24 protein-coding genes are annotated in these 25097 nt (G+C 68.7%); 14 read left to right on the top strand and 10 right to left on the bottom strand.

The annotated features are described in order from the left end of the window. Positions 1 to 3 precede the first annotated feature (3 nt). Positions 4 to 1197: a tyrosine--tRNA ligase gene (gene tyrS, locus ACIA58_RS27435; RefSeq protein ID WP_396406666.1), complete on the bottom strand. Its 1194-nt coding sequence runs from the start codon at positions 1195 to 1197 to the stop codon at positions 4 to 6. A 199-nt stretch (positions 1198 to 1396) separates the two neighbouring features. Here tyrS and idi point away from each other — a divergent pair, with 199 nt between their 5' ends. Further along, on the top strand, positions 1397 to 1954 hold the full coding sequence (idi, locus tag ACIA58_RS27430) for an isopentenyl-diphosphate Delta-isomerase (RefSeq protein WP_396406665.1): 558 nt from the start codon (positions 1397 to 1399) through the stop codon (positions 1952 to 1954). Here idi and ACIA58_RS27425 read toward each other — a convergent pair. After that, positions 1931 to 2803, bottom strand: coding sequence for an NAD(P)/FAD-dependent oxidoreductase (locus ACIA58_RS27425; protein ID WP_396406664.1), 873 nt, complete (start codon positions 2801 to 2803; stop codon positions 1931 to 1933). The genes idi and ACIA58_RS27425 overlap by 24 nt on opposite strands. A 79-nt stretch (positions 2804 to 2882) precedes the next feature. Here ACIA58_RS27425 and ACIA58_RS27420 point away from each other — a divergent pair, with 79 nt between their 5' ends. Further along, positions 2883 to 3791 (top strand): GNAT family N-acetyltransferase, encoded by a 909-nt coding sequence (locus ACIA58_RS27420; RefSeq protein WP_396406663.1) that lies wholly within the window; start codon positions 2883 to 2885, stop codon positions 3789 to 3791. Here the strand turns inward: ACIA58_RS27420 and ACIA58_RS27415 are convergent. The 6 genes from ACIA58_RS27415 to ACIA58_RS27390 all read right to left on the bottom strand — a co-directional run bounded on the left by ACIA58_RS27415 (position 3756) and on the right by ACIA58_RS27390 (position 10691). After that, positions 3756 to 4754 carry a 2-dehydropantoate 2-reductase gene (locus ACIA58_RS27415; protein WP_396406662.1) on the bottom strand — a complete coding sequence of 333 codons (999 nt, stop codon included), beginning with the start codon at positions 4752 to 4754 and terminating at the stop codon, positions 3756 to 3758. The genes ACIA58_RS27420 and ACIA58_RS27415 overlap by 36 nt on opposite strands. A gap of 141 nt (positions 4755 to 4895) precedes the next feature. Further along, positions 4896 to 5855, bottom strand: a complete 960-nt coding sequence (locus ACIA58_RS27410) for an ABC transporter permease (RefSeq protein ID WP_396406661.1) — start codon at positions 5853 to 5855, stop codon at positions 4896 to 4898. 2 nt (positions 5856 to 5857) lie between these two features. Continuing rightward, positions 5858 to 6784, bottom strand: a complete 927-nt coding sequence (locus ACIA58_RS27405; protein WP_396406660.1) for an ABC transporter permease — start codon at positions 6782 to 6784, stop codon at positions 5858 to 5860. Continuing rightward, entirely contained in the window at positions 6781 to 7794 is a 1014-nt protein-coding gene (locus ACIA58_RS27400; RefSeq protein ID WP_396406659.1) for an ABC transporter ATP-binding protein, read from the bottom strand. Before ACIA58_RS27400 ends, ACIA58_RS27405 begins: the two co-directional genes overlap by 4 nt. Next, the gene (locus ACIA58_RS27395) at positions 7791 to 8771 is read right to left on the bottom strand and encodes an ABC transporter ATP-binding protein (RefSeq protein WP_396406658.1); all 981 of its coding nucleotides are present in this window, start codon (positions 8769 to 8771) and stop codon (positions 7791 to 7793) included. Before ACIA58_RS27395 ends, ACIA58_RS27400 begins: the two co-directional genes overlap by 4 nt. Positions 8772 to 8897: 126 nt before the next feature. Further along, positions 8898 to 10691, bottom strand: a complete 1794-nt coding sequence (locus ACIA58_RS27390) for an ABC transporter substrate-binding protein (RefSeq protein ID WP_396406657.1) — start codon at positions 10689 to 10691, stop codon at positions 8898 to 8900. A 166-nt stretch (positions 10692 to 10857) separates the two neighbouring features. Between ACIA58_RS27390 and ACIA58_RS27385 the strand changes: the two genes are divergently transcribed. The 6 genes from ACIA58_RS27385 (at position 10858) to ACIA58_RS27360 (ending at position 17073) form a co-directional block, all read left to right on the top strand. Then, positions 10858 to 11541, top strand: a complete 684-nt coding sequence (locus ACIA58_RS27385) for a response regulator (protein WP_396406656.1) — start codon at positions 10858 to 10860, stop codon at positions 11539 to 11541. A gap of 2 nt (positions 11542 to 11543) precedes the next feature. Then, positions 11544 to 12953 carry an ATP-binding protein gene (locus ACIA58_RS27380; protein ID WP_396406655.1) on the top strand — a complete coding sequence of 470 codons (1410 nt, stop codon included), beginning with the start codon at positions 11544 to 11546 and terminating at the stop codon, positions 12951 to 12953. A 116-nt stretch (positions 12954 to 13069) separates the two neighbouring features. Further along, positions 13070 to 14668 (top strand): ABC-F family ATP-binding cassette domain-containing protein, encoded by a 1599-nt coding sequence (locus tag ACIA58_RS27375; protein ID WP_396406654.1) that lies wholly within the window; start codon positions 13070 to 13072, stop codon positions 14666 to 14668. A 120-nt stretch (positions 14669 to 14788) separates the two neighbouring features. Continuing rightward, entirely contained in the window at positions 14789 to 15271 is a 483-nt protein-coding gene (locus ACIA58_RS27370) for a hypothetical protein (RefSeq protein ID WP_396406653.1), read from the top strand. An 18-nt stretch (positions 15272 to 15289) separates the two neighbouring features. Then, positions 15290 to 16444, top strand: coding sequence for a sensor histidine kinase (locus tag ACIA58_RS27365; protein ID WP_396406652.1), 1155 nt, complete (start codon positions 15290 to 15292; stop codon positions 16442 to 16444). Further along, positions 16441 to 17073, top strand: coding sequence for a response regulator (locus tag ACIA58_RS27360; RefSeq protein WP_396406651.1), 633 nt, complete (start codon positions 16441 to 16443; stop codon positions 17071 to 17073). Before ACIA58_RS27365 ends, ACIA58_RS27360 begins: the two co-directional genes overlap by 4 nt. On the opposite strand, the gene ACIA58_RS27355 is transcribed toward ACIA58_RS27360, so the two are convergent. Next, the gene (locus ACIA58_RS27355; protein WP_396406650.1) at positions 17052 to 17567 is read right to left on the bottom strand and encodes a DinB family protein; all 516 of its coding nucleotides are present in this window, start codon (positions 17565 to 17567) and stop codon (positions 17052 to 17054) included. The genes ACIA58_RS27360 and ACIA58_RS27355 overlap by 22 nt on opposite strands. Positions 17568 to 17645: 78 nt before the next feature. On the opposite strand from ACIA58_RS27355, the gene ACIA58_RS27350 reads away from it, so the two are divergent. From ACIA58_RS27350 to ACIA58_RS27335, 4 genes are all read left to right on the top strand, one after another. Further along, the gene (locus ACIA58_RS27350; RefSeq protein ID WP_396406649.1) at positions 17646 to 18701 is read left to right on the top strand and encodes a HoxN/HupN/NixA family nickel/cobalt transporter; all 1056 of its coding nucleotides are present in this window, start codon (positions 17646 to 17648) and stop codon (positions 18699 to 18701) included. Positions 18702 to 19197: 496 nt separating this feature from the next. Then, positions 19198 to 22338 (top strand): sugar-binding protein, encoded by a 3141-nt coding sequence (locus tag ACIA58_RS27345; RefSeq protein ID WP_396406648.1) that lies wholly within the window; start codon positions 19198 to 19200, stop codon positions 22336 to 22338. Between the two features lie 36 nt (positions 22339 to 22374). Further along, the gene (locus ACIA58_RS27340; protein ID WP_396406647.1) at positions 22375 to 22779 is read left to right on the top strand and encodes an ArsR/SmtB family transcription factor; all 405 of its coding nucleotides are present in this window, start codon (positions 22375 to 22377) and stop codon (positions 22777 to 22779) included. Beyond that, positions 22776 to 23753: a cation diffusion facilitator family transporter gene (locus ACIA58_RS27335; RefSeq protein WP_396406646.1), complete on the top strand. Its 978-nt coding sequence runs from the start codon at positions 22776 to 22778 to the stop codon at positions 23751 to 23753. Before ACIA58_RS27340 ends, ACIA58_RS27335 begins: the two co-directional genes overlap by 4 nt. On the opposite strand, the gene ACIA58_RS27330 is transcribed toward ACIA58_RS27335, so the two are convergent. Beyond that, entirely contained in the window at positions 23707 to 24216 is a 510-nt protein-coding gene (locus ACIA58_RS27330; RefSeq protein ID WP_396407822.1) for a GNAT family N-acetyltransferase, read from the bottom strand. The genes ACIA58_RS27335 and ACIA58_RS27330 overlap by 47 nt on opposite strands. A gap of 83 nt (positions 24217 to 24299) precedes the next feature. Here ACIA58_RS27330 and ACIA58_RS27325 point away from each other — a divergent pair, with 83 nt between their 5' ends. Together ACIA58_RS27325 and ACIA58_RS27320 are read left to right on the top strand one after the other, a co-directional pair. Further along, positions 24300 to 24587, top strand: a complete 288-nt coding sequence (locus ACIA58_RS27325) for a DUF1905 domain-containing protein (protein WP_396406645.1) — start codon at positions 24300 to 24302, stop codon at positions 24585 to 24587. A 194-nt stretch (positions 24588 to 24781) separates the two neighbouring features. Continuing rightward, complete coding sequence (locus ACIA58_RS27320; RefSeq protein ID WP_396406644.1) at positions 24782 to 25090, top strand: hypothetical protein; 309 nt, start codon at positions 24782 to 24784, stop codon at positions 25088 to 25090. Positions 25091 to 25097 lie beyond the last annotated feature (7 nt).

Genomic DNA, 25097 nt, shown 5'->3' with positions numbered 1-25097 from the left:
GGCCTACTGTCGCGTGATCCGGTGCCAAGTGCGAGCACCCGACTTGAGTACGACGTCGTTGCCGAGGTCGACGGCCGCCGCCGGATCCTCGACGCGCACCCCGTTGATCGCCACCGCGCCCTGACGCAGTAGCCGACGCAGCTCGGAGTTGCTGTCGTCCGGCCGCGCCGCGCGCAGCAGGTCGAAGGCGGTCGCGTCCGCACCGGCGAAGACGAGCGAGGGTATGTCGGCAGGCTCCGCCCGATCCGAGAAAGTACGACGGAAGGCGGCCAGCTCTGAGCGAGCAACGCCTGCGCCGTGGTACCGCGTGACCACCGCCGCGGCCAGCCGGAGCTTGACGTCGCGAGCCGCCGGACCACCCGTGGCCGCCGAGTCCGCTAGCGCAGCGACCGTCTCCAGGGGCAGCTCGGTGTAGACCCGCGCGTACGGCTCGACCAGCTCGTCCGGGATGCTCATCAGCTTCCCGAACTTGTCCCGCGGACTGTCGGTCAACCCGATGTAGTTGTTCAGCGACTTGGACTGCTTCGCCCGCCCGTCTATGCCCGGCGTGATCGTCGTCGTGATCACGACCTGCGGCGGCGCCCCCAGCCGCTGCTGGAAATGCCGGCCCAGCTGCTCGTTGAACAGCTGGTCCGACCCGACGATCGTCAGATCACTCTGCATCGCGAAGCTGTCGTATCCCTGCAGCACCGGGTAGACCAGCTCATGTACGGCGATCTCCCGCCCGGCGGCGACCCGCTCGCGGAACATGTCCCGGCTCATCAGCTGCGCCTGTGTCACCTGTGCGAACAGGCTCAACAGCTCCGCCACCGGCATCCCGTCGTACCACTCCGAGTTCCGCCGTACTTCGAACACGTCGGGATCGGTGCGCAGGACGAGGGACACCTGCTCGAGGAACGACGCCGCGTTGGCGTCGATCTGCTCCGGTGTGAGCACCGGCCGGGTCTCGGAGCGGCCGGTCGGATCCCCGACACGGGTGGTGAGGTCGCCGAGCAGGAACGCCACGCGGTGCCCGAGGTCCTGCAGTTGCCTCATCATCCACAGGTTGACCGCGTGCCCGAGATGCAGATCCGGCGCGGTGCAGTCGACGCCGTACTTGATCCGCAGCGGACGCCCGGAGTCCAGGCGCTCGCGCAGGTCGTCGGCGCCGATGACGGTGTCGGTGGTACGGCGTAATCGCTCGATCACGGCATTCATGGGGTTCCTCTCGCGACGAGGCACCCGCCAGTGCCTCCGGCAACGGAAAGAGGCAGGAACCGGACGGTTCCTGCCTCGGAGGCTCTGGGTGGAGCGAGAGCGGGTACTACCGAATACCGGCTCCTCCCAGAGCCGGTCGATATCCCACCCGTCGCTTGATCACGCGCTCAGATTAGCAGACCCGCCTAAGCTCAGGGGCGTGAGCGATGAGCGGGTAGTGCTGGTGGACGAGGGCGGGCGGGCGATCGGGACCGAGGCGAAGGCAACGGTCCATCACGCGGCGACCCCGCTGCATCTGGCGTTCTCCAGCTACGTGGTCGACGCGGCCGGCCGGGTGCTGCTCACCCGGCGGGCGTTCGAGAAGCCCACCTGGCCGGGCGTCTGGACCAATAGTTGCTGTGGGCACCCACTTCCGGGCGAGCCGGTCGACCAGGCGGTACGCCGGCGGCTGGCCGACGAGCTGGGGATCGTCGTGGAGCCGGTGGATCTCGTGCTGCCCGAGTTCCGGTACCGCGCCGAGATGCCGACCGGCATCGTCGAGAACGAGATCTGCCCGGTGTACCGGGTGCGCTGGACCGGTGACCCCACGCCGAACCCGGCCGAGGTCGCGGCGTACCGCTGGGTCGAGTGGGGCGAGGTGCGCGACGTACCCGACCTGTCGCCCTGGTGCCTCCTGCAACTGGACGAGCTCAGCACACCACCCGCCGAGTGGCCGCTCGCCGACCCGAGCCGCCTACCACCCGCCGCCCAGGTCTAGCTCCAGCAGATCACTGTGTACGGCGACAGCCGCCGTACTCGCATGACCCGCCGCGCCGATCGCGAGGAGCGCCGGCGCCGTCGTCGTACCAACCGCGTACACGCCTGGCACGGTGGTGCGCCCGCCCTCGTCCGCCACGACCGCGCCGTCGGCAACCTGACACCCGAGCCGCTCGGCGAGATCGCTCTGCTGATGCTGCCGCACCACGACGAACAACCGCCCCGGCGCCAGCACCTCGCCGCTCGCGAGCGTCACCTGCGGCGCAGTCACCTTCGCGACCCGCTCGGTCCGGACCTTCACGCCGGCGACCGACAGGCGGTCCAGTTGCGCGTCCGTGAGCTCGTCCCCGTCCGTGCACAGCACTACGTCGTTGCTCCAGCGGCTCAGCAACAGCGCCCGCGCGACCGAGCGATCCGGCGCACCCCGCATCCCCAGCTGCACGAGCGGCTGATCCCGCACCTCCCACCCATGACAGTGCGGGCAGGCCACCACCGACTGGCCCCACCCGTCGGCCACCCCAGGCACGTCCGGCAACTCGTCCCACAACCCGGTCGCCAGTACGACGGCCCGCACCCGCTCGCCGCCGACCACCAACCCGTCGTCGTCCACGACAGCGTCCTCGACCCGCACCTCCCGGAACTCGACGCCGTACGCCGCAGCCTGCCGTCGCCCCGCCGCGAGGAGCTCGCCCGGAGCGAGATCCTCGGCGCCGAGGAAGTTGTGCACATGCGACGCCGCCCGATTCCGCGCCCGGTCGTCGTCGAACACGACCACCTGCCGCCGCGCCCGCCCCAACGTCAGGGCCGCCTGCAGTCCCGCCACACTTCCACCGATCACCGCTACGTCCATGCGATCAGTATACGAGAAGATTTGTCTCATATTCCAAAACAAGTGGCCGTGCGGAAGATACCGGCCGCCTAATGGGCGAATGATCGAGATCCGGCCGGTGACGACGGACGCCGACTACGAGGCCTGGCGCCAGGTGCGCATCGCGGTCCTGCCGCACGAGCGGTGTCCGAGTGTGGCCGAGTTGCGCGAGCTCGAGACGCCGGAGCGGCTGCTGGTGCTGGCCGAGCTGGACGGCGCGGTCGTCGCCAACGGGCTGGCGGACAGCTCGGACGAGGCCGGGCGCGGGTTCGTGTCGCCGCGGGTTCGGCCGGAGGCGCGGCGGCGCGGAGTCGGCACGAGGTTGCTCGAGGCTCTGGCCGATCATGCCGGTGCGCTGGGTTTCCAGGTCGTCGGTTCAGGGGTCGAGGACGAGGGGTCGTTCGCGTTCGCCCAGCGGTTCGGGTTCGTCGAGACGGGTCGCCAGGTCGAGCAGGTACGCCGGATCGGCGCCGAACCGTGGCCCGATCGGCCGACGGAGTACGACATCGTCACCGTTGCCGAGCGCCCCGAGTTGTGGGCGACGGCGTACGAGCAGGTCGCGCTGGCGACGTTCCCGGACATGGACACCCCGACGCCGCTCGACGTGTCGGCGGAGGAGTGGGCGACCGAGTGGATCAACGATCCGGCGGCGATGTTCCTCGCCGTGGCCGGTGACGACGTGATCGGGGTCGCCGGGCTGATGCTCGACACCGACAAGCCCGAGCGGGCCGAGGTTGCCTATACCGCCGTACGACGGGACTGGCGGGGGAAGGCGGTCGCGTCGACGCTGAAGCGGACGAGCATGGCGTGGGCGGCCGAGCACGGCATCACCGAGGTGTACACCTGGACCCAGCAGGGCAACGCGAACATGCGCCGCCTGAACGAGCACCTCGGTTTCACCTACGCAGCCGTGAGCATCAACGTCCGGGCGAACCTACCGCTGGAGTTCCCGGAGCAGCTCGGCTCCTGACCACGCCCGACGCGCGGTTTCGGCGGCGCGGATCAGCTCGACCAGCTTGGCGTTGACGGGTGCGGGGCGGCCGAGCGACTCCGCGAGCCGGACGACCTCGCCGTTCAGGTAGTCGATCTCGGTCGGCCGTCCGGCCTCGAGGTCCTCCCACATCGAGGTCCGCGCGAGCGGGTCGATCGCGAGCATCTTCGACGCGAGCCGGCGGAACAGGAAGTCGGGCAGCCGGAGGATCGACGGGAAGCGGCGCATCGGAACCGCGAGCAGTTGCGCCGGCTCGATCCCGGCAGCGTCGAGGATCGCGAGCGTCTCGCTCTGCGCGGCGGCCAGGCAACGGCGGTACGCGCGCTCGGAGAGCTCGTCGCGCAACGGCAGGTTCGACAGGGCGTTGATCGGGTTGTTCAGATTGAGCAGGAGCTTCGCCCACTGGACCGGCAGGATGTCCTCGTGCTGCGTCAGCGGCAGCCCGGCCCATTGGAACGCCTCGACGTACGGCGCCAACGCAGCGTCCCGGCGTACGTCGAGCGCACCCTCAGTGCCCTGATGGAACACCCCGGCGCCCCGGTTGAGCACGTTGAACGGCACCATGCCGGGCACCACGACCTGCTCGGTCAACCGCGACCGCAACAGCTCGCCGTTGCGCACGCCGTTCTGAAAGCTCACCACCACAGCGCCGGGCTTCAGAACCGGCGCCAATTCGGCGGCCGCGCTCTCGGTGGCAGCCGACTTCACCGTGACCAGCACCAGATCGGCCCCGGCCGCAGCTGCCGGCTCCGTCTCGTACCGCACGTCGCCCGGCGCGATCCGCAGATCCGCCCCGAGATAGTCGGTCAGATGCAGACCGTGCGCCGCAAGCTCCGCAGCCATCCGCTGCCGGCCGACGAACGTGACAGCCGTCCCGGACGCCGCCAGCCGGCCTCCCACATAACAACCGATGCCGCCTGCGCCGTACACAACGATCTTCACGCGGACAACGTACCGAAGGACAGGAGGTGTTCGGGAGGCTCAGCCTGGCGCCCGCCCAAGACCGCCAGGTAGAGCACCCCACCTCCTGTCCTTCGGTACTACCCCGAGGCCAACCCGACCAAGGAACCCCGGGCGTCTCATCTAATGGAGCCGCACCCTCGGATCCAGTACGGCGTAGGCGATGTCGACCAGGATGTTCGCCACCACGACCGCCGCCGAGGCGAACAGCACGATGCCGATGATCACCGGCAGGTCCTGCTGGTTGATCGCGACCACCGCGGTCTGACCGAGTCCGGGCAGGCTGAACACGGTCTCGGTGACCACCACGCCGCCGATCAGCTGACCGAGGTCGATGCCGAACTGCGTGACGACCGGCGTCAGCGCACTCCGCAGACCGTGGACGACGACTACCCGTCCTTCCCCGATCCCCTTCGACCGTGCGGTCCGGATGTAGTCCTCGCCGAGGACGTCCAGCATCGAACCGCGGGTCAACCGGGTGTACGTTGCCGCGAGCAACAAGGCCAGCGCGATCCAGGGAAGCACCAGGTGCTGGAACCACGGCCCGACCCCGCCGGCCAGAGGCGAGTACCCGCCGGCCGGGAACCAGTTGAATCCCGTCAGCGTGAGCCGGAAGTACAGGAAGTACAGCAGCAGCAGGCCGAGCAGGAACGACGGGAACGAGTAGAAGAACAGCGCGAACAACGTCAGCCCGCGGTCCGCCAGCGTCCGTGGGTGCGTCGCCGAGATCACTCCGTTGAACACCCCGAGCAGCAACCACAATACGGCCGCACCGAGCGCCAGCGACACCGTGATCGGCAGCGCCTGCCCGATGATCTTGGTCACCGGCACCTGGTGGTAGTAGTCGTACCCGAGGTTGCCCTTCACCGCGTTGCCGAGGAAGTGCAGGTATTGCTTCCAGACCGGCAGATCCAGACCGAGCCGGTGCTTGATCAGCGCGATCGTCTCCGGCGTGCCCTGCCGGCCGGCCAGCGTCTGCGCAACGTTGCTCGGAGCAACGAAGAACAGACCGAACACCGCCAGGCTGATCAGCCACAGGACCAGGATCCCGTGACCGATCCGGCGAATCAGGAACATGGCCATCGTCAGCTCCGATCTGCGCGGGGATCGAAGGCGTCCCGGACGCCGTCACCGAACAGGTTGAAGGCGAGCGTGGTGATCAGCAGCGCCAGACCGGGGAACATGATGAACCACCACGCGGTCGTGTAGTAGTTCTGCGACGCGCTGATCATCCCGCCCCAGTCGGCTGTTGGCGGCGGCAGACCGAGTCCGAGGAACGACAGCGTCGCCTGGGTCACGATCACCACCGGGATCAGCAGCGTGGTGTAGACGATCACCGGAGCCATCACGTTCGGCAGTACGTCGACGAACATGATCCGCGTGTCGCCTGCCCCGAGCGAGCGGGCCGCTTCGACGAACTCACGCTCCCGTAACGACAGCACCTGACCGCGCACGATCCGGGCCACGGACGCCCAACTGAAGCAGCCGATCACCAGCACCGTGACGGTCAGACTGGGACCCGTCACCGACACCAGCGCGATCGCCACCAGCAGGAACGGGACCGACAGCACCACGTCGATCAGCCGTGCCAGAACGGTGTCGGTGATCCCCCCGAGGAACCCCGCCGCCAGGCCCAGCACCACTCCGATGACGACGGTGATCGCGGTCGCGGCCACGCCGACGAGCAGCGACACCCGGGCGCCGTACGCGATCCGGACCAGGATGTCCCGGCCGAGGTCGTCGGTGCCGAGCCAGAACGTCCCGTTCGGCCCGCGCGGCAGGCCGTCCGGCGTCAGCCCGATGTCGCGGTACTGCTCGTTCGGCGGATGCCCGGTGATCGCGGTGAACACCGGCGCGAAGATCGCCATCAGTACGATCAGCAGGATCACCACCAGCGAGATCATCGCCACCTTGTCCTTGCGCAACCGCCGGACAGCCAGGACGAACGGACTCCGCCCCTCGATCGCCTTCGGCTCGTCGAGGACATCAACCATCTCAATGGCGGTGGTCATGATGCCTTCAGATCGGGGACGGCGGTGGACAGGTCCTCGCCCACCGTGAGCGGATAGAAGCAGGCGGTCCGGTGTGCGGCCGTGTCGTCCAGCACGGAAACGAGCGGCGGCTCCTCGCCGGCACAGTCCAGGCGCGCTTTCGGGCACCGCGTGTGGAACCTGCACCCCTCCGGCGGGTTCGTCGCGGCCGGGATGTCACCACCGAGGATGATCTGCTCGCGGCTGTCGGCGGTGTCCGGGTCGGCGACCGGCAACGCGGACAGCAACGCCCGCGTGTACGGATGCCGGGTCTGGCCGAACAGCTCGTCCGTCGGCGCCAGCTCGACGATCTTGCCCAGGTACATCACCGCGATCCGGTTGCTCACGTGCCGGACCACGGACAGGTCGTGCGAGATGAACACGTACGTCAGGTCGAACTCTTTCTGCAGATCCGCGAGCAGGTTGATGATCTGCGCCTGGATCGACACGTCCAGCGCCGATACCGGCTCGTCGCAGATCACCAGCTTGGGCCGCAGCGCCAGCGCCCGGGCCACCCCGATCCGCTGCCGTTGGCCACCGGAGAACTCGGCCGGGAACCTGTTGTAGTGCTCGGGGTTGAGCCCGACCAGCTCCATCAGCTCCTGGACCTTCTTCTTCCGCTCGTTGCCAGAGGCAATGTTGTGGATGGCGAACGGGTCCCCGATGATCGATCCGACCCGGCGGCGCGGGTTCAGCGAGCCGTACGGGTCCTGGAAGATGACCTGCACGTCACGCCGCAACGGCCGCATCGCCTTGCGCGACAACTTGGTGATGTCCCTGCCCTCGAACCACACCGAGCCCGCCGTCACGTCGTACAGATGGGCCATACAGCGCGCCAGCGTGGACTTGCCGCAGCCGGTCTCGCCGACCAGGCCGAGAGTCTCGCCCTTCTGCACCTCGAGCGAAACGCCGGCGACCGCCTGGACCACCCCTTTGGAATGCGTGGGGAACTCCTTGCGGACGTCCTCCACCTTCAGCAGTACATCGTTCATGAAGCGATCGCCTCGCTGTTCTCGTGCGGTAGCCAGCAAGCCGACTGGTGCCGGGGATCGCGGGCGACGTCGATGAGCGGCGGCGCCTCGGTCCGGCACTTGTCGAACACGTGTGGGCAGCGGGCCGCGAACGGGCAGCCCTTCGGCAGACTGATCAGGCTCGGCGGTGTCCCCGGGATCGGGGTCAGCCGGTCACCGCTGCGGGCCGGCAGCGACGCCAGCAGGCCCTGGGTGTACGGATGATGGTTGCGGTAGAAGATGTCCCGCCGCGGCGCCCGTTCCATCACCGCGCCGGCGTACATCACCACGACCTCGTCGGCCATCTCGGCCACCACGCCGAGGTCGTGGGTGATCAGGATGATCGCCGTGCCGAACTGCTCCTGCAGCCGGCGCATCACGTTCAGCACCTGGGCCTGCACGGTCACGTCGAGCGCGGTGGTCGGCTCGTCCGCGATCAGCAGCGCCGGGTCGAGCGCCATCGCCATGGCGATCATCACCCGCTGCCGCATCCCGCCGGAGAACTGGTGCGGATAGTCGTCGATCCGCTCCGTGGCCCGGGGGATGCCGACCAGGGTCAGCAGCTCGGCGGCCCGTTTCCGGGCCCCCTGCTTGCTGATCTCGCGGTCGTGCGCCCGGATCATTTCCACGATCTGCCAGCCGATCCGGTACTGCGGATGCAGGCTGGACAACGGATCCTGGAAGATCATCCCGATCTGGGCGCCCCGCAGCCGGCGCAACGTCGACTTCTCGGCCGTGATCAGGTCGGTCCCGTCGAAGAACGCCGTACCGGACACCTTCGCGCCACGGGTGAGGCCGGTGATGGTCTGGGTGGAGACGCTCTTGCCGGAGCCGGACTCGCCGACCACGGCGAGCGTCTGGCCGGCTTCCACGTCGAACGACAGCCCCCGGACGGCGCGGACGGTGCCGTCCGGGGTGTCGAAGGAGACCTTGAGGTCCCTTACTTCAAGCAGGGCCATGGGGCCTCCCGTCCTGGACTGAGGAGCGCAGGGAGCGAAGCGACCGGAGCGACGAGGGAAGGACGGGAGTCACAGCCCCATGGCCGCCGCGCCGGGGGCGTGGCATTCAATACAGCCATGGGATGGTCAGCCGCCCTGCTTGTCCTTGGACAGCCACACGTTCGTCGGGTCGTAGTTCTGCATCGACGGGACGTAGACGGCGTTGTGGACCTGAGCGGCGTGGTAGTTCGCCTGCTTGTTGCTGGTCAGCGGGTAGAACGCGGCCTGCTCCATCACCCGGGCATCGGCCTTCGCCCACAGATCGGCTGCCTGGGCGTCGGTCGGCGCGGCGATCGCCTGCTTGATCATCGTGTTGGTCTCCGGGTCGTTGTAGAGGCCGAAGTTGCTCCCGACCGGCGGGAACGACGGCTCACCGGAGAACAGCGGGTTGAAGAACGACAGCGCCGCGTTCCCGTACCAGTCGGCGCCCCAGCCGGCCAGCGACAGGTCCCACACGCCGCGCTGGGCGACGCTCGGCACCTGCAGGTACTTCACGTAGAAGTCCGCGTTCGGCGACGGCACCCCGACGACCGTGATGCCGGCCTTGGACAGGTCCTGCTGGATCGTCTGGAAGGACTTGCTGCTGCCCTCGGTCGCGTTCCGGTACAGGAACTTCAGCGTCAGGTGCGGGACCCCGGCCTCGGCGAGCATCTGCTTGGCCTTGTCGGGGTTGTACGGGTACGGGTCGATCTGCTTGGACCCCAGGATCACGTCCGGCAGCACGTGCGTCAGCGGCGGGTTCAGCGTCTTGCCGCCGAGCACCTGAAGGATGTGGTCGCGGTTGATCGCGAAGCTGATCGCCTGCCGCACCTTCGGGTTCTGCAACGCCTTGTTGTTGTTCGGCGAGGCGGTGTTGTAGATGACGTACGGGTTCGAGCTGGAGGTGTCGCCGATGTTGAGGTTCGGGTCCTTCTTGGCCTGCAGCGCGGGCAGCTGCGACGGCGGCGGCGCGACGTCGAACTCCATGTCGGCCGACGGCGAACCGGTCTGCAGCTGCTGCTGGACCGAGTCCTGCGTGACGGTCTCGTTGATCAGGATCTTGTCGACGTAGGCCTTGCGGACCGGGTCGGTGGCCGGGTCCCAGGCCGGGTTGCGCGAGTACGAGATCGACTTGGTCGGCACCCAGGAATCGACCTTGTACGGGCCGTCGGACGGGAAGTGGTTGCCGAGCTCGGTGCTGGCCGGCAGGTAGTTGAGGGACTCGACCGGGGCGGGGGAGAAGGCCGTCAGCGTCAGCATGCCGACGAAGTACGCCGCCGGCTGGTTGAGGTGGAAGACGACCGTCGTGGCGTCCTTGGCCTCCACGCCGGGCAGCGGCGTCTTCTCGATGTAGTCCTTGATCCCTGCGATCGTCTTCGGGGCCTTCGCGAACCCGTCGGCGAACGCCTTGTAGCCGACGATCAGGTCGGCGAAGTCCGGGATGCCGCCGAACGGCTGCACCGGGTTCGCGGTGCGCTTCACACCGAGGACCAGGTCGGCAGCGGTCACCTGACGGGCCGGCGTGGTGTTCCACTTCGCGCCGGGCCGGATCTTGAACGTGTACGTCTTGCCGTCCGCGCTGACCCCGCCGTTCCCCGCGGTCGGCAGCTCGGTGGCCAGGTCGGCGACCGGCGTGGTGTTCTTGCCCCCCGGATCCGCCGGATAGGTGAACAGCTGCCTGCTCCACATCCGCAGGTTCTGGTAGCCCACCGCGTAATAGCTCAGGTTCGGATCCATGTAGTCGACATCGCCGGCCCCGAGAATGTTCAGGGTGCCGCCGGTGACCGGGGTGGCTGCGGTGCCTCCGGATCCGGACGCCGTTCCGCCGCCGTTGCTGCAAGCCGCGAGCACGATGCTCGCCGCGGCGGCAAGGGATACTGCCGCCAGCCGTCTTCTGGCCATTGGTCCTCCTCCGGGACTCGATAGCGCCGAAGTTAGGACTTCCGGGCCCAACCGGAACCGCGGTCACGGAACCGTCAAACAGATGTCAACGCCCGCCCGCCCGAAGATGACGGATTCATGACAGCCGTAACCGTCGTTGCGCCCGTCCGTGAGCGACACTGGTCCCGTGGCACACAGCTTGCTGCTGGTCGACGACGAGCCGCGGATCCGGCGGGTACTGCGGCTTGCCCTGGAGGACGAGGGTTACCAGGTCGCGGAAGCCGCCAACGGGTACGACGCTCTGGCCGCACTGCGCCGGGAGCCGCCGGACGTGGTGCTGCTGGACCTGATGCTGCCCGACCGGGACGGGTTCACCGTCTGCCGGGAGATCCGCCGGTCCAGCGACGTACCCGTGATCATGGTGACCGCACGGACCGACAGCCACGACGTGGTCGCCGGGCTGGAGGCCGGTGCGGACGACTATGTGACCAAACCGCTGGTCGCGAAGGAGCTGTCGGCCCGGATCCGGGCGCTCCTGCGGCGGGTCGAGCCGTCCAACTCGCGGCAGGCGGACCTGGTCGAGATCGGTGACCTGCGGATCGACGTACCGGGTGCCGAGGTGACGCGGGACGGCGAGGCGTTGCCGCTGACCCGGACCGAGTTCAAGCTGCTCGCCGAGCTGGCCGGCGCGGAGGGCAAGGTGCTCAGCCGGGAGCAGTTGCTGTCGAAGGTCTGGGGCTACGGGTACTTCGGTGACAGCCGGATCGTCGACGTCCACGTCCGCCGGCTCCGGCTGAAGATCGAGCGCGACCCGGCCAGCCCGAAGCATCTCGTCACCGCCCGCGGCCTGGGCTATCGACTGGTGAGCTGACCTTGCTGGGACGGTTCAGCCTGCGGGGCCGCGTGATGATGGCGTACGGCCTGCTGGCGCTCGGGTTGTCGACGGTGCTGGCGATCGTGACGTGGGGCGTGGTGTCGGACTACCTGACCCACCAGCGCGGCGGGTCGGCGGAGTCGGTGACGTCGGACAACGCGGCGGCCCTGCGGTACGGGCTCTTCGGGGCGCCCCAGCCGTGCGTACCGGCCAGGGAACGCGCCGACTGCGGTGGTCTGATCCTCCAGGACGACGTTCAGGTCCTGCAGGTCATGCGAGGGTTGCCGTCCACGGATGCGGCCGCCTCGATGGTGTACGTCGCCGATCACTGGTACTCGCTGACCGGGAAGCCGTCCGACCTGCCGTCCGACCTGATCCAGACCGCGCTCGCCGGCAACGTCGTGCAGCGGCGGATCGAGGTGAGCGGACAACCGGTGCTGGCCGTCGGCGTACCGCTGGGACGGCCGGACGAGGCGTATTTCGAGTGGCATCCGCTGACCAGCCTGGACAACACGCTGCTGAAGCTGAAGCTCACGCTGATCGCGGCGGCGATCGCGACCGCGCTGGTCGGGCTCGCGGTCGGGCGGCTGGCGAGCACACTCGCGCTGCGGCCGCTGGCCGAGCTGACCCGGGTCGCGGACGCGGTCGCACGCGGGAAGCTGGACGCCCGGCTGGATGCGGAGGAGGACCGGGATCTCGGTGGGCTGGCGCGCTCGTTCAACCAGACGGCCGCCGATCTGGAACGCCGGGTGGCGGTCGACGCGCGGTTCGCGGGTGACGTGAGCCATGAGTTGCGTACGCCGTTGATGACAATGCTCAACTCGATGCAGCTGATCCAGAACCACCGCGCCGAGCTGCCGGCCGCCGTGCGGGAGCCGGTCGAACTTCTCGGGGACGACCTGGATCGCTTCCGGCGGTTGGTGATCGACCTGCTGGAGATCTCGCGCGACGACGGCGGTGACCGGGGGAGCCGGGAGATCGTGCGGATCGCCGATCTGGTCCGGGCCGCGGCCGACGCGACCGCCGGGCGGGAGCTGACCACGGTCGAGCCGGAGGCCGAGGGGCTCACGCTGCAGGCCGACAAGCGCCGGCTCGAGCGGGTGATCGCCAACCTGGTCGAGAACGCCGAGGACCACGCCGGCGGGTGCAAAGGCGTCGGGGTCGAGGCCGGCGGTCTCGGCGTCGTCATCACCGTCGACGACGCCGGCCCCGGCATCTCCGCCGAGGACCGCGCCCGCGTCTTCGAACGCTTCGGCCGCGGCGAAACCTCCGGCCGCGGCCGCGGCGTAGGTCTGGGCCTGGCCATCGTCGCCCGCCACGTCCAATGGCACCACGGCACCATCCAGGTAACCGACCGCCCCGGCGGCGGCGCCCGCTTCATCGTCAACCTCCCCGCGAAAATCAGCTGACGGTTCTGGCGCCACCCGTCTACTCTGGGGGTATGGCTACTTGCCTCTGTGTCTAGCTGGCGCACTCCATCTGACAGGTGAAGTGCGTCTACTAGTATTCACGGAGAGTAACCATCATGATCACCGCTCGCGGTGTTGATATTCGTGTCGGCGCTCAGCTGCTGCTGGCCGATCTTTCGTTCACTGTCGGCGCGGGCGACCGCGTCGGGCTCGTCGGCCGCAACGGCGCCGGCAAAACCACCCTGCTCACCACCCTCGCCGGCGAACGCCGCCCGGCCGCGGGCGACATCGCGGTGACCGGCTCCGTCGGCTACCTGCCGCAGGACCCGCGCGCGGCCGACCCCGAGGTCACCGTCACCGACCGCATCCTGTCCGCCCGCGACATGGACACCGCCGTACGCCGGCTCCGCGCCGCCGAGACCGCGATGAGCACCTCCACCGGCGAGGCGCAGGAGAAGGCGATGGCGGCGTACGCCCGCGCCGAAGCGGCCTTCCAAGCCGGCGGCGGCTACGCGGCAGAAGCGGAGGCGGCCCGGCTCGCGGCCGGCGTCGGCCTGCCCAACCGCGCCCTCGAGCAGCCGATCGGTCACCTGTCCGGTGGTCAGCGCCGCCGGGTCGAGCTGGCCCGGATCCTGTTCGCGCAGCACGACATGCTGCTGCTCGACGAGCCGACCAACCACCTCGACGCCGACTCGGTGCTCTGGCTGCGGCAGTTCCTGCTGTCGTACGCCGGCGGCCTGATCGTCATCAGCCACGACCGCGAGTTGCTCAGGGCAACGGTCAACCGGGTCTTCCACCTCGACCCGCAGCGGCTGACGATCGACATCCACAACACCGGCTGGAAGAAGTACCTCGAACAGCTGGACGTGGACGAGCGCCGCCGGCAGCGCGAGCGCGCGGTCGCCGAGCGCAAGGCCGCGGTCCTGCACGCCCAGGCGGCGAAGATGCAGGCCGGCGCCAGCACCGCCATGGCGGCCAAGAACATGGCCCGCCGTGCGGACAGGCTGCTCTCCGACCTCGAGCCGGTACGCCGGGTCGCCCGCGTCGCCAAGATCCGCCTGCCGGCACCGGCGCCGTCGGGCAAGACGCCGCTGTCTGCCGTCGGCCTGAAGAAGGCGTACGGCGGACTCCAGGTGCTGGACGGCGTCGACCTGGCCGTCGACCGCGGCAGCCGGGTCGTCATCCTCGGGCTGAACGGCGCGGGCAAGACGACCCTGCTCCGGCTCCTCGCGGGCCGCGAACAGCCCGATGCCGGTCGCGTCGTACCCGGTCACGGCCTGCGGCTCGGGTACTTCGCCCAGGAGCACGACACCCTGGACCTGGCCGGCACCGTCCGGCAGAACCTGGCCGCGGTCGCGCCGGGGCTGACCGACGGCGAGGTACGGAACGTGCTCGGCTCGTTCCTGTTCAGCGGTGACGACGTCGACAAGCCGGCCGGTGTGCTGTCCGGTGGCGAGAAGACCCGGCTCGCGCTCGCCGGGCTGGTCCACTCCAGCGCGAACGTGCTGCTGCTGGACGAGCCGACCAACAACCTCGACCCGGTGTCGAGGGACGAGGTCCTGGGCGCGGTCGGCAGCTACCCGGGTGCGATCGTGATGGTCACCCACGACGAGGGCGCGATCGAGGCGCTGCGCCCGGACCGGGTGCTGATCCTCCCGGACGCTACCGAGGATCTGTGGTCCGACGACTACCTGGACCTGGTCTCGCTGGCATGAGTCAACCCTGGGGTTGAGGCTCGGGTTCCACCCGGGTCTCACCTCCGGGCTGACGTTCGGGTAGGCGATTCCGAGGAGTGTTGTCACCAACAACGAAACCTCCTCGGAAGGAACCCAGAAATGTCGGCCGTGATCGGTATCTTGGTGGGTCTGCTGGTGCTGGTGCGCGTGATCGGCCGGCAGGTGACCGGTTCGCTCGTCACCCAGAAGTCGCTGTTCCTGATGCCCGTGATCCTCTTGGGCGTCGGTCTCTTCTCGCTCTCCTCCGCCGTGCACAGCGCGACGACCGGTGAGCTCGCCTTCCTCGCCCTCGACTGTGTCGTGCTGGCCGGCTTCGGCGTCGCCCGCGGCGCCAGCGTCCGGCTCTCGCCGACCGACCAGGGCCTGTTTCAGAAGGGCACCGCTGCGACCCTCGTCCTCTGGCTGGTGACGATCGCGCTCCGGATCGGTACGTCGTTCGCTTCGGCGGCGCTCTGGCCGCACAACACCTTCGGTACCTCGACCCTGGCGCTGACGATCGGCGTCACGCTGGCCGCCCAGAGCGCGATGATCTACCGCCGCTCGCTCGCCATGAACCTCCCGTTCGCCGCCGAACGGGTCTGATCCGGGCATGATGAGGGCATGAGCTCCAGGCTTGCGGACCAGGTACGGGGTTCCTCCGTACCTGGTCTGCTGCTGCGCGCGGTCCCCGCCGTCCTGACGATCGTCACGGTCGCGTTCGCCGCCCGCGACCACGATCAGCAGCGCCTGCCGTACGGCGTGATCGTTGCCCTCGGCGTGATCGTTGTCGCCAGCAACGTCTCGCTGTTCCGGCTCAGGTACGGCGAACCGCCCGGCCGGACCGTCTACGGCCTGCTGGCGTTCGCGATCGGCGGGTCGTTGCTGTGGTACGCGCTCCCGCAGAGCGTGATGCTCTTCGTCCCGTTCTGGGTCAGCCGCATAGCGGTCCGCTACTACCGGGCCGGACCGCTCGAGTGGACCGTCGTGGCGATCGCCATCCTCGGTGGGAGCGTGCCGCTGTACATCACGACGCGCTCGGCGCCGGGTGCGATCGGGGCGGGCTTCGGCGTGATCGCGCTGACGCTGGCCGCGGTCAACCGGCGTAACCGGGAGCAGCAGTTGGAGGACCTCGAGGTGTCGCTGGCACGCAAGCAGGCCGCGATCGAGGAGCACGAGCGCGCGGCGGCGCTGGCCGAGCGGGCGCGGATCGCGCGGGACGTGCACGACGTACTCGCGCACTCGCTGGCCGGGTTGTCGTTGAGTCTGCAGGGCGCGCGGCTGATGCTCGTGCGGGACGGTGCATCGCCGGAGGCGGTCGAGCAGGTGACGCGGGCGCAGGGCCTCGCCGCCGAGGGTTTGGCCGAGGCGCGGCGGGCTGTTGCGGCGCTGAGGGAGGACGCGGTTCCCGACGTACGGGCGCTGGCTGACCTCGTCACGGCGTACCGGCTGGAGAGTGGGGCGACGGCGGACTTCGAGGTGGAAGGCGAGCCGCGGGAGCTGCCGGCGGACGTGATGAGCACGATGTACCGAACTGTGCAGGAAGCGCTGGCGAACACCCGCAAGCACGCGCCGGGTGCGCCTGTGCAGGTGAGGCTTTCGTACGGCGACGTGGTCAGCCTGACCGTCGACGACCGGCCGGGGAAGCGGCCCGAGCGGGCGGCGCCGGGCGGCTATGGTCTGCTCGGAATGCGTGAACGGGCCGACCTGGTCGGCGGATCATTGGAGGCCGGCCCGACATCCACGGGCTGGCGAGTGGAGCTCAAGGTCAAGGTATGAGTGTGCGAGTGGTGGTCGCGGACGACCAGACGGTGGTGCGGGACGGGCTGGTGACGTTGCTCAAACTGTTGCCCGGGATCGATGTGGTCGCGGCTGCGTCGGACGGCCAGGAGGCGGTCCAGTTGGTCGCCGAGCACGATCCGGACGTGCTGCTCGTCGATCTGCGGATGCCGACGATGGACGGGGTCGAGGCAACCAGGCGCGTGCGGGCGGATCATCCGCGGACCGAGGTCGTCGTACTCACGACTTACTCCGACGACGATTCCGTGCTGTCCGCGCTGCGGGCCGGTGCACGTGGATTCCTCACGAAGGACGCCGACGCGGAGTCGATCGGCCGCGCGTTGGAGGCGGCCGCCGACGGTCAGTCGATCGTCGACGCCGAGGTCCAGCGCCGCCTGATCGAAGGGGCTACCACCAAGCCGCCGGAGCCCACGGACACCGGCCTCACACCGCGCGAGCTAGAGGTGCTCCGGCTTATCGCCGAAGGCCTCTCCAACACCGAGATCGCCCGCCACTTGGTTGTCAGCGAGGCCACGGTGAAGACGCACATCAACCACCTCTTCGCGAAGGCGAACCTCCGCGACCGGGCCCAGGCCGTCGCCTACGCCTACCGCTTGGGTCTCGCCTGACGCACCGCATCCATCAGCAGGTCGAGATGCCCGCGGTGCTGCGCGGTCTCCTCGATCATGTGCAGATAGATCCACCGCAGACTGACGAACTGCCCCTCGAACGACCCGCGTACGGCGCGCTCGTCGAGCGACTCGATCTGGGCTGTGATGTGCCTGCTGGCGTCGCATGCTGATCGGTAGAGCTCGCTCAGTTCGTCGACTGTGTTCTCGGTCGCCGAGTGGAACTCCCAGTCGCGGTCCTGGTCGAACGGCGCGGACCGCCACGGCTCGGCGGGTGGGACATCGAGGAGTTTGTGGCTGAACCACAGGTCCTCCATCGCGGCGAGGTGTTTGACGATGCCGCCGACGGTCAGGTCTGTCGCTTCGAGGGTGCGGGCTGCCGCCTCGCCGCCGGTCACCTCGCCGAGGGTTCGCAGTACGCCGGCGCGGTGGAAGTCGAGGAACTGCTCAAGGGACTCGCGCTCGCCGGCGGTGACGTCCGGGTAGGGGTTCACGTTTCACAGTGTGACGGTTCATGCGACTGGGTTGCATCTGGGTGGGGTGTCGGCGTTTACTGGCGAATCGTGAGGTGGATGGACGTCAGCGGACGTGAGCGGGCCGCGGTCGGTGCGATGGCGGCGTTCGTGCTGCTGTTGCATCTGGTCGGGTGGGGTGTGTTGGCGCTGGTCGTTGCGCCGCGGCACTACGTGCTGGGCTCGGCCGGGGTGTTCGGGGTGGGGCTCGGCGTGACGGCGTACACGCTCGGGATGCGGCACGCGTTCGACGCCGACCACATCGCGGCGATCGACAACACGACCCGGAAGCTGATGGCGGACGGGCGGCGGCCGATGTCGGTGGGGTTCTGGTTCTCGCTCGGGCACTCGACCGTGGTGTTCGTGCTGTGCTTCCTGCTCGGGATCGGCGTCCGCGCGCTGGCCGGGCAGGTCGCGGACGACTCGTCCCGCCTGCAGCAGATCACCGGCGTCGTCGGCACGGCGGTCTCGGGTGTCTTCCTGTACCTGATCGCCGCGCTCAACCTCGTCGTACTGGTTGCCGTCGTCAAGGTGTTCCGCCGGATGCGCACCGGCGAGTACGACGAGGCCTCGCTCGAGCAGCACCTCGACAACCGCGGCTTCATGAACCGCATCCTGGCCGGCGTCACGAAGGCGGTCACCCGGCCGTGGCAGATGTACCCGATCGGCTTCCTGTTCGGCCTCGGCTTCGACACCGCGACCGAGGTCAGTCTGCTCGTCCTCGCCGGCGGCGCGGCCGCGTTCAGCCTGCCGTGGTACGCCGTACTCACGCTGCCGATCCTGTTCGCCGCCGGGATGAGCCTGCTCGACACCATCGACGGCTGCCTGATGAACTTCGCCTACGGCTGGGCCTTCGCGAAACCCGTCCGCAAGGTCTACTACAACATCACCATCACCGGCCTGTCGGTCGCCGTCGCCCTGATCATCGGCAGCATCGAACTCATCTCGATCCTCACCGACAAACTCCACATCAACCACGGCCCCCTGGCCGCCATCGCCGCCGTAAACCTCAACTACGTCGGCTACGCCATAGTCGCCCTCTTCGCCCTGACCTGGGCCACCGCCCAAGCCATCTGGAAATACGCCCACATAGAACAAAAGTGGTCCCCCCGCTAACCACAAGCAGGGTGCCGCGCGGTGTCGCTCGAGGGTGCGGCGGGTCGTCCTGGGGTACCGACGAACGGGTAGTGGGGCCGCGGTCGGACGCGCTGGTGGGCGCCTCCGCGCTCGCTGCATCGGCGCCGGGCCGACCACTACCCGTTCGTCGGTACGCGCCCCTCAGATTCTCGAGGCGGAGCGCATGCTGGTGTACCTGGGCGCGTGTACTGCCTGGAGGTGCTCGGCATACCTGGGCGGCCGGGGTGTTTGGGGTACCGACGAACGGGTGGTGGGTTCGTGAGTTGCCGCGGCGGGGGAGGGCTTCGGGCTCGGTGAAGGGGTGGCGGGCTGACCACTACCCGTTCGTCGGTACCCGCGGCCGGATTCGCGGGTCGGGCGGCCGGCGGTGGTTGCTGAGCCGTTGACAGCTTGGCCGGTGGGCCTCAGAGTGTGGTTTGCGAAAGCGGTTTCGCGACTCGATCTACACGTGTAGGCGCACATGGGAGGACCGCGTATGTTCGGCTCGATTCGGAAGGTTGTCGTGGTGGTGGCCGTGGGGCTGCTGGGTGCGACGCAGTTGGTGTCGACGGCAGCGGCCGCGGGGGATCCGGGGATCGTGTTCAGCAGTCCGGTGGCCGCGGACGGGATCACCGCGTGGCCCGGTGATGCGGACAAGACCCCGGAGCATGCGGCGTCGACCCGGCTCGGAGTGCCGTGCTGGCAGACCAGCAACGACCCCAAGGATCAGTACGTCTACCTGAACATCGACGCGGCCCGGATCCCGGCCGGCGCCACCGATGCCGTCCTCACGGTCAACTACTTCGACACCCCGGGCCAGCAGCTCACCGCGCAGTACGACAGCGTCAGCGCCGCGTTCACCCCGCTGCCGTGGTTCACCTTCCCCGGCACCGGCGCCTGGTCGAGCACCGAGTTCCGGATGTCCAACATCAACTTCCAGAACCGTGCGAACGGCGCCGACATCCGCCTGATGGCGAACGCGCCTGGTGGCGTCATCAGCTCGGTCTGCATCAGCTCGGTCAGCATCTCGTTCGCCGACACCACCGGCATCACGGTCACCAACCAGAGCCTCGTCTTCCAGCAAGGCTCCGGCAACGTCACGCTCACCTCGACCGCGCCGTCAGTTGCCTGGAGCATCACCGACGACCAGTACCTACCGGTTGCCTCAGGCAACACAACCAACGGCACGATCAGCACCGCCTCCCTCGGCGCCGGGTTCTACAACCTCCGCCTCACGGCAGGAGACACGGTCGTCGGTACGACGCTCGCCGTCGTCCCACCGCTCCCGGCGGGGACCCAATCCCCACAAGGCAAGTGGGGCGTCAACACGCACATGAACCACTACTACGACCTCAGCGCAGCCCTCATCCGCACCCTCGCCCTCGCCGGCTTCTCGCACATCCGGGAAAGCCTCGAGTGGCCGCGAATCGAATCCGGCTCACCGGGCAACTACGCGGTCGATCCGCAGGAGGACGCGGTGATCGCGGACGCCAAGGCGAACGGTCTGACTCCGCTGCTGGGCACCGGCTACCGCAACCCGCTCTACGACGGCGGTCACACGCCGAGCACTCCGGAAGGCCTCGCGGCGTACGGCCGCTACCAGAGCTGGTGGCTCAAGCATTTCGCAGGTACGACCAACGACATCGGGACGTACAACGAGTACTACCAGCCCGGCTTCAACGACAGCGCCTGCGGTATCACGGGTGCGTGCTTCGTCCAGCTGATGAAGGCGGCGTACGAACAGACCCACGCCGACAACCCCGCCGCGAACGTCCTCGCGGACATCGGCCCGAACAAGGGTGACACGTCGTTCCGTGACCAGATCCTGTCGCTCGGCGGGCTGGCCTACGTGGACTCGATCGACGCCCACATCTACACGTTCGCCGGCCCCGAGGGTGATCTGGACACTCAGATCCAGAGCCTGCGCACCCAGTCCGACGCGCACGGGGGCGCCGGCAAGCCGATCTGGATCAGCGAGGAGGGCTACCCGACCGCTGCGAGCTTCGGCGGCTCGATGCTCGACCAGGCCCGCAAGTCGATCCGCAACGACACGATCATGATCGCGAACAACGTCAGCCAGTTCTACTGGTACGACGCCCTCAACGACGGCACGAACCTGGACGACAAGGAGAGCACGTTCGGCCTCCTGCAGGCTCCGGCGGGACCGATCGCCGGCATGGCCCCGAAGCCGGGCCTGGTCGCGAAGGCGACGGCGATCCGCGCCCTCACCGGCCTCGCGTACAGCGGCCGCGACACCCTCGCCGCCCCCCTGTACTCGTACCGCTTCGGCTCCGGTACGTCGACCACGCGCGTCCTGTGGTCAACCGGCACCGGCACGTCCACCGTGCAACTCAACACCAGCGTCCCGCTCCAGGTCACCGACATGTACGGCCATGTGACCACACTGACGCCGACCGCCGGCATGGTCACGATGACCGTCGACCAGGATCCGGTCTTCGTGAAGGGTGCGGCCACGAGCGTCGCCGTCACCACGGCACCTCAGGCGAAGGTCGCCGCCGCAGACCCGTCGAACTCGCAAGAGCCGACCGCGGTGACGGTCACCATCAAGGGCACCGTGCGCAACGTCGGCCCCGCGGCCGTGACGGTCGCGGGCCAGACCAAGCACGCGGTGGTGCTTCCAGGTAAGGACACCAAGGTCACGATCCCGGTCCCGGCGAGCGACACTCTTGGTCCTCGCCACGTCGTCGCCACCGTCGCGCGGCTCGGCAAGACCACGGCTCGCCTGGTGGCCTGGACCAGCGTCGAACCAGCGACCAAGATCCGGGTCGTCCCGCAACTCACCCAGTCCACGCCGGCCGGTCTCGGCGTCGAGCTCACCAACACCCGAGCAAGCACCGCCGCGACGATCCAGGACCTGAGCTGGACGGTCGCCGGCCAGCACGGTACGGCGGGTGCGGGCCAGTCGATCGCACCGGGGCAGAAGGCAACAATCGCGATCCCGGTAGCAGATCTCCAACCGTGGAAGGCCTACGCCTATACCGTCGACCTCACCACCTCCGACGGCAACAAGGTCTCCGCCAAAGGCGCGACCGCCTTCGACCCGATCGTGCTCTCGGCAACGACTCCGACGACGTCGATCAATCTCGCCACCGACGCAAGCTGGCTGACCTTCACCCGCCCGTGGGGTGGAGCCGCGGACCTGTCCGGGACCGCCAACTTCCAGTACGACGCAACTGGTCTGACCATCAACGCCGCCGTCACCGACGACGTCTTCGCGCAGACCGAAACCGCCCCGAACCTGTGGCGCGGCGACAGCCTGCAGTTCGCGATCAGCAACGGGCTCCCCGGCGAGAACGGGACCGCCACCGAACTCGGCGCCGCTCTGCTCCCGACTGGCCCCGCCGTCTACACCTTCGGTACGTCGGACGGCAGCCCGACCGGGACCACGCCCGGCGCGACCGCCGCGATCACCCGCGCCGGCGGCGTCACGTCGTACCAGGTGAAGGTGCCGTGGGCGGCGCTCGGGTTCCCGGGCCAACCGACCGGACCGGTCGCGATCTCGCTTGCCCTGAACGAGAACGACGGCGCCGGTCGGGCCGGCGCGCTGCAGTGGGCGAGCGGCATCGTCACCGGCAAGACCACGACGTTGTTCCTGCCCGGAACGTTCACGAGTTAGTTGCGAACGGCGGCAGCGATCGCCTACCGTTGATATATGAACAGATCTGCAGATGTGCAGGCCATGGACGCTTGCAACATCAAGCTGGTCGACCCGGAGCGGGTCGCGAGCGTCAACGCCAGGATGCCGGGCGAGGACGACATCGTCGACACCGCTGACGTGTTCGGCCTGCTGGGCGACCCGCGGCGGCTGAAGCTGCTGGTCGCCCTGCTCGACGGGGAGCTGTGCGTCTGCGATCTCGCCGCGATCACCGGGCTGAGCGAGTCCGCCACCTCACACGCCCTGCGGCTGCTCCGCGCGCACCGCGTGGTCTCTGTACGGCGTGACGGGCGGAACGCGTTCTACCGCCTCGACGACGCGCACGTCCGGATGCTGGTCGACCTGGCCGTCGCGCACACCGAGCACACCGACGCCATCCATCCGGAGAGGTCGGAATCATGAGCGCGGGGCACGGCCACGGTCATGCGGTGAGCCCGGCCGCCGACAAGAAGCTGCTCAGCGGCGCGCTCGCGCTGATCGTCGGCTTCATGTTCGCCGAGGTGATCGTCGGGCTGGCGGCCGGTTCGCTGGCCCTCGTCACCGATGCGGCGCACATGCTGACCGACGCGATCGCGCTCGCGCTGGCCCTGCTGGCGATCCGGCTGGCCGCGAAGCCTCCGGCCGGCGGGTTCACGTACGGCTTCAAGCGGGTCGAGATCCTGTCCGCGCAGGCCAACGGCATCACGCTGCTGCTGCTCGCGGCGTACTTCGTCTACGAAGCCGTCAACCGGATGATCCATCCGCCCGAGGTGAAGGGTGCGCTGGTGCTGATCACCGGCGTGGTCGGCATCGCGGTGAACCTGCTCGCCACCTGGCTGATCAGCAAGGCGAACCGCTCGAGCCTGAACGTCGAGGGCGCGTTCCAGCACATCCTGAACGACCTGTTCGCGTTCATCGCGACCGCGATCGCCGGTCTCGTCGTACTGCTCACGGGGTTCGCCCGGGCGGACGCGATCGCCGCGCTCGTGGTCGCGGCCCTGATGCTCAAGGCCGGCATTTCACTGGTCCGCGACTCCGGCCGGATCTTCCTCGAGGCCGCGCCGACCGCGATCGACCCGCAGGCACTCGGCGCGGAGCTGTGCGCGATCGAGGGCGTGGTCGAGGTACACGACCTGCACGTCTGGGAGATCACGTCCGGCGAGCCGGCCGCGTCCGCACACATCCTGGTCGCCGAGGGCCTCGACTGTCACCAGATCCGGGTTCAGATCGAGCACGTGCTCGCCGAGCGCCACCACCTGACGCACTCGACACTCCAGGTCGACCACGCGACCGCAGCCACCGGTGAGGCGCACTGTAGCGACGCGCACGGCGCCGTACATCGCTCCTCGATCACAAGCGCTGGACGAGCACCTGACCCAACCAGTCCGGCTCATTGACCCGCGGTACGGCGAACGCCACGTCCCGCGTGAAGCCCTGCGACTCGTAGTACCGGACGAGCGCGCCGTCGCCACCCGCGAAGCAGTCGACGCGCATCACGCTCACTCCGGCATCCCGGGCCAGCTCGCGGGCGTGGTCGAGCAGTACGCCGCCGACGTTCTGCCCGGCGGATGCGCGTTCGGTCACCAGGAGCCGGATGTACAACTCGGGCTCGGTTGCCGGCGGCACGTACTCCATCGCCGCGCCGACCGCGAGCGCGCCGACCAGCCTGCCGTCCGTCTCGCCGACCCACAGCCCGTCGTCGGCGAATCCAGTGATCTGAGCGACCCGCCGCGGGCTTGTCGAGTGTGGTGCCGTACCCCACTGCTCGGTCTGCCCGCGAGCGACCAGCCACTCGGTGGCTCCGTCGAGCAGTGCCAGCACCGCCGGTACCTCGTCCCGCCCGGCCCGGCGGATCATCATCTGCACCTTTCCAGAATAAGTTGGCCACGGATGTCGAAAGGGCGTCGGCAGTCTCTACCTAGGGGTGTAGAGAGGAGCTCACCATGAGCGACAAGACCGGAAAGCTGGACAAGACCTTCACCGCGCCGCTGCTGAAGAGCGACGCCAAGGGCGGCTGGACCTACGTGCAGATGCCGGATTCGGCCGAGTACTTCGGCACCCGCGGCCTGGTCAAGGTCCGCGGAACCATGGACGGCCACGCGTTCGAGAGCTCGTTCATGGCGCTCGGCGACGGCACCCACAAACTGCCCGTCAAGGCCGACCTGCGCACCCTGCTCGGCAAGGAACCAGGCGACGAGATCACCGTTCACCTGGAAGAACGCCTCGGTTGACAGTGACTTTCATTTGATCTGAGATCACCGTCACAGCCGGTCATGTTCTGAGTAAGGACTCTGTGAAGAATCGGTCCTGACGGCCTGCTCGGGTGGGGATCATCGCGGGCCTGACCGTAAGTTCGATCCTTGGGTGGTCCGTCGAAGTCAGGAGTGATCGAAGTGCTACGGGGCTCACGGGGTGTGCCGTCGGCATGCCCACACCATGCACCAGCGGATCCGGTCTGACCGTGATCACGCTGAACAAGATTCTCGGTGTGGCCGGGGTGGTGCTGCTGCTCGGTGGCGGCCTGCTCGGGTTCCGCTCGGTCTCGGCCAGCGGGACGCGCTGCGGTTCGGCGTTCCAGCCGGCCGGCGGGATCACGCCGATGGCGTGCGACAACGCCCTGAACGGCGCCAGCACGCTGGTCACCATCGTGATCAGCGCCGGTGTGCTGTGTCTGATCGCCGCCGTCGCGGTGAAGGTCGTCCGCGACCGGACCCGCGCCAAGATCACCGCCTGAAATCCGA

Source organism: Kribbella sp. NPDC051586, from assembly GCF_044453965.1.
In the GTDB taxonomy this organism is placed as follows: domain Bacteria; phylum Actinomycetota; class Actinomycetes; order Propionibacteriales; family Kribbellaceae; genus Kribbella.
The sequence above is the reverse complement of the archived record's forward strand: the minus strand, read 5'-3'. Positions and strand labels throughout refer to the sequence as shown.

Coding starts and splice junctions, on each gene's coding strand:
- tyrS (WP_396406666.1), bottom strand. CDS start 1,197: ATGAATGCCGTGATCGAGCGATTACGCCGTACCACCGACACCGTCATC.
- ACIA58_RS27425 (WP_396406664.1), bottom strand. CDS start 2,803: ATGGACGTAGCGGTGATCGGTGGAAGTGTGGCGGGACTGCAGGCGGCC.
- ACIA58_RS27420 (WP_396406663.1), top strand. CDS start 2,883: ATGATCGAGATCCGGCCGGTGACGACGGACGCCGACTACGAGGCCTGG.
- ACIA58_RS27410 (WP_396406661.1), bottom strand. CDS start 5,855: ATGGCCATGTTCCTGATTCGCCGGATCGGTCACGGGATCCTGGTCCTG.
- ACIA58_RS27405 (WP_396406660.1), bottom strand. CDS start 6,784: ATGACCACCGCCATTGAGATGGTTGATGTCCTCGACGAGCCGAAGGCG.
- ACIA58_RS27400 (WP_396406659.1), bottom strand. CDS start 7,794: ATGAACGATGTACTGCTGAAGGTGGAGGACGTCCGCAAGGAGTTCCCC.
- ACIA58_RS27395 (WP_396406658.1), bottom strand. CDS start 8,771: ATGGCCCTGCTTGAAGTAAGGGACCTCAAGGTCTCCTTCGACACCCCG.
- ACIA58_RS27390 (WP_396406657.1), bottom strand. CDS start 10,691: ATGGCCAGAAGACGGCTGGCGGCAGTATCCCTTGCCGCCGCGGCGAGC.
- ACIA58_RS27375 (WP_396406654.1), top strand. CDS start 13,070: ATGATCACCGCTCGCGGTGTTGATATTCGTGTCGGCGCTCAGCTGCTG.
- ACIA58_RS27370 (WP_396406653.1), top strand. CDS start 14,789: ATGTCGGCCGTGATCGGTATCTTGGTGGGTCTGCTGGTGCTGGTGCGC.
- ACIA58_RS27365 (WP_396406652.1), top strand. CDS start 15,290: ATGAGCTCCAGGCTTGCGGACCAGGTACGGGGTTCCTCCGTACCTGGT.
- ACIA58_RS27360 (WP_396406651.1), top strand. CDS start 16,441: ATGAGTGTGCGAGTGGTGGTCGCGGACGACCAGACGGTGGTGCGGGAC.
- ACIA58_RS27350 (WP_396406649.1), top strand. CDS start 17,646: ATGGACGTCAGCGGACGTGAGCGGGCCGCGGTCGGTGCGATGGCGGCG.
- ACIA58_RS27345 (WP_396406648.1), top strand. CDS start 19,198: ATGTTCGGCTCGATTCGGAAGGTTGTCGTGGTGGTGGCCGTGGGGCTG.
- ACIA58_RS27340 (WP_396406647.1), top strand. CDS start 22,375: ATGAACAGATCTGCAGATGTGCAGGCCATGGACGCTTGCAACATCAAG.
- ACIA58_RS27335 (WP_396406646.1), top strand. CDS start 22,776: ATGAGCGCGGGGCACGGCCACGGTCATGCGGTGAGCCCGGCCGCCGAC.
- ACIA58_RS27330 (WP_396407822.1), bottom strand. CDS start 24,216: ATGATGATCCGCCGGGCCGGGCGGGACGAGGTACCGGCGGTGCTGGCA.
- ACIA58_RS27325 (WP_396406645.1), top strand. CDS start 24,300: ATGAGCGACAAGACCGGAAAGCTGGACAAGACCTTCACCGCGCCGCTG.
- ACIA58_RS27320 (WP_396406644.1), top strand. CDS start 24,782: ATGCCCACACCATGCACCAGCGGATCCGGTCTGACCGTGATCACGCTG.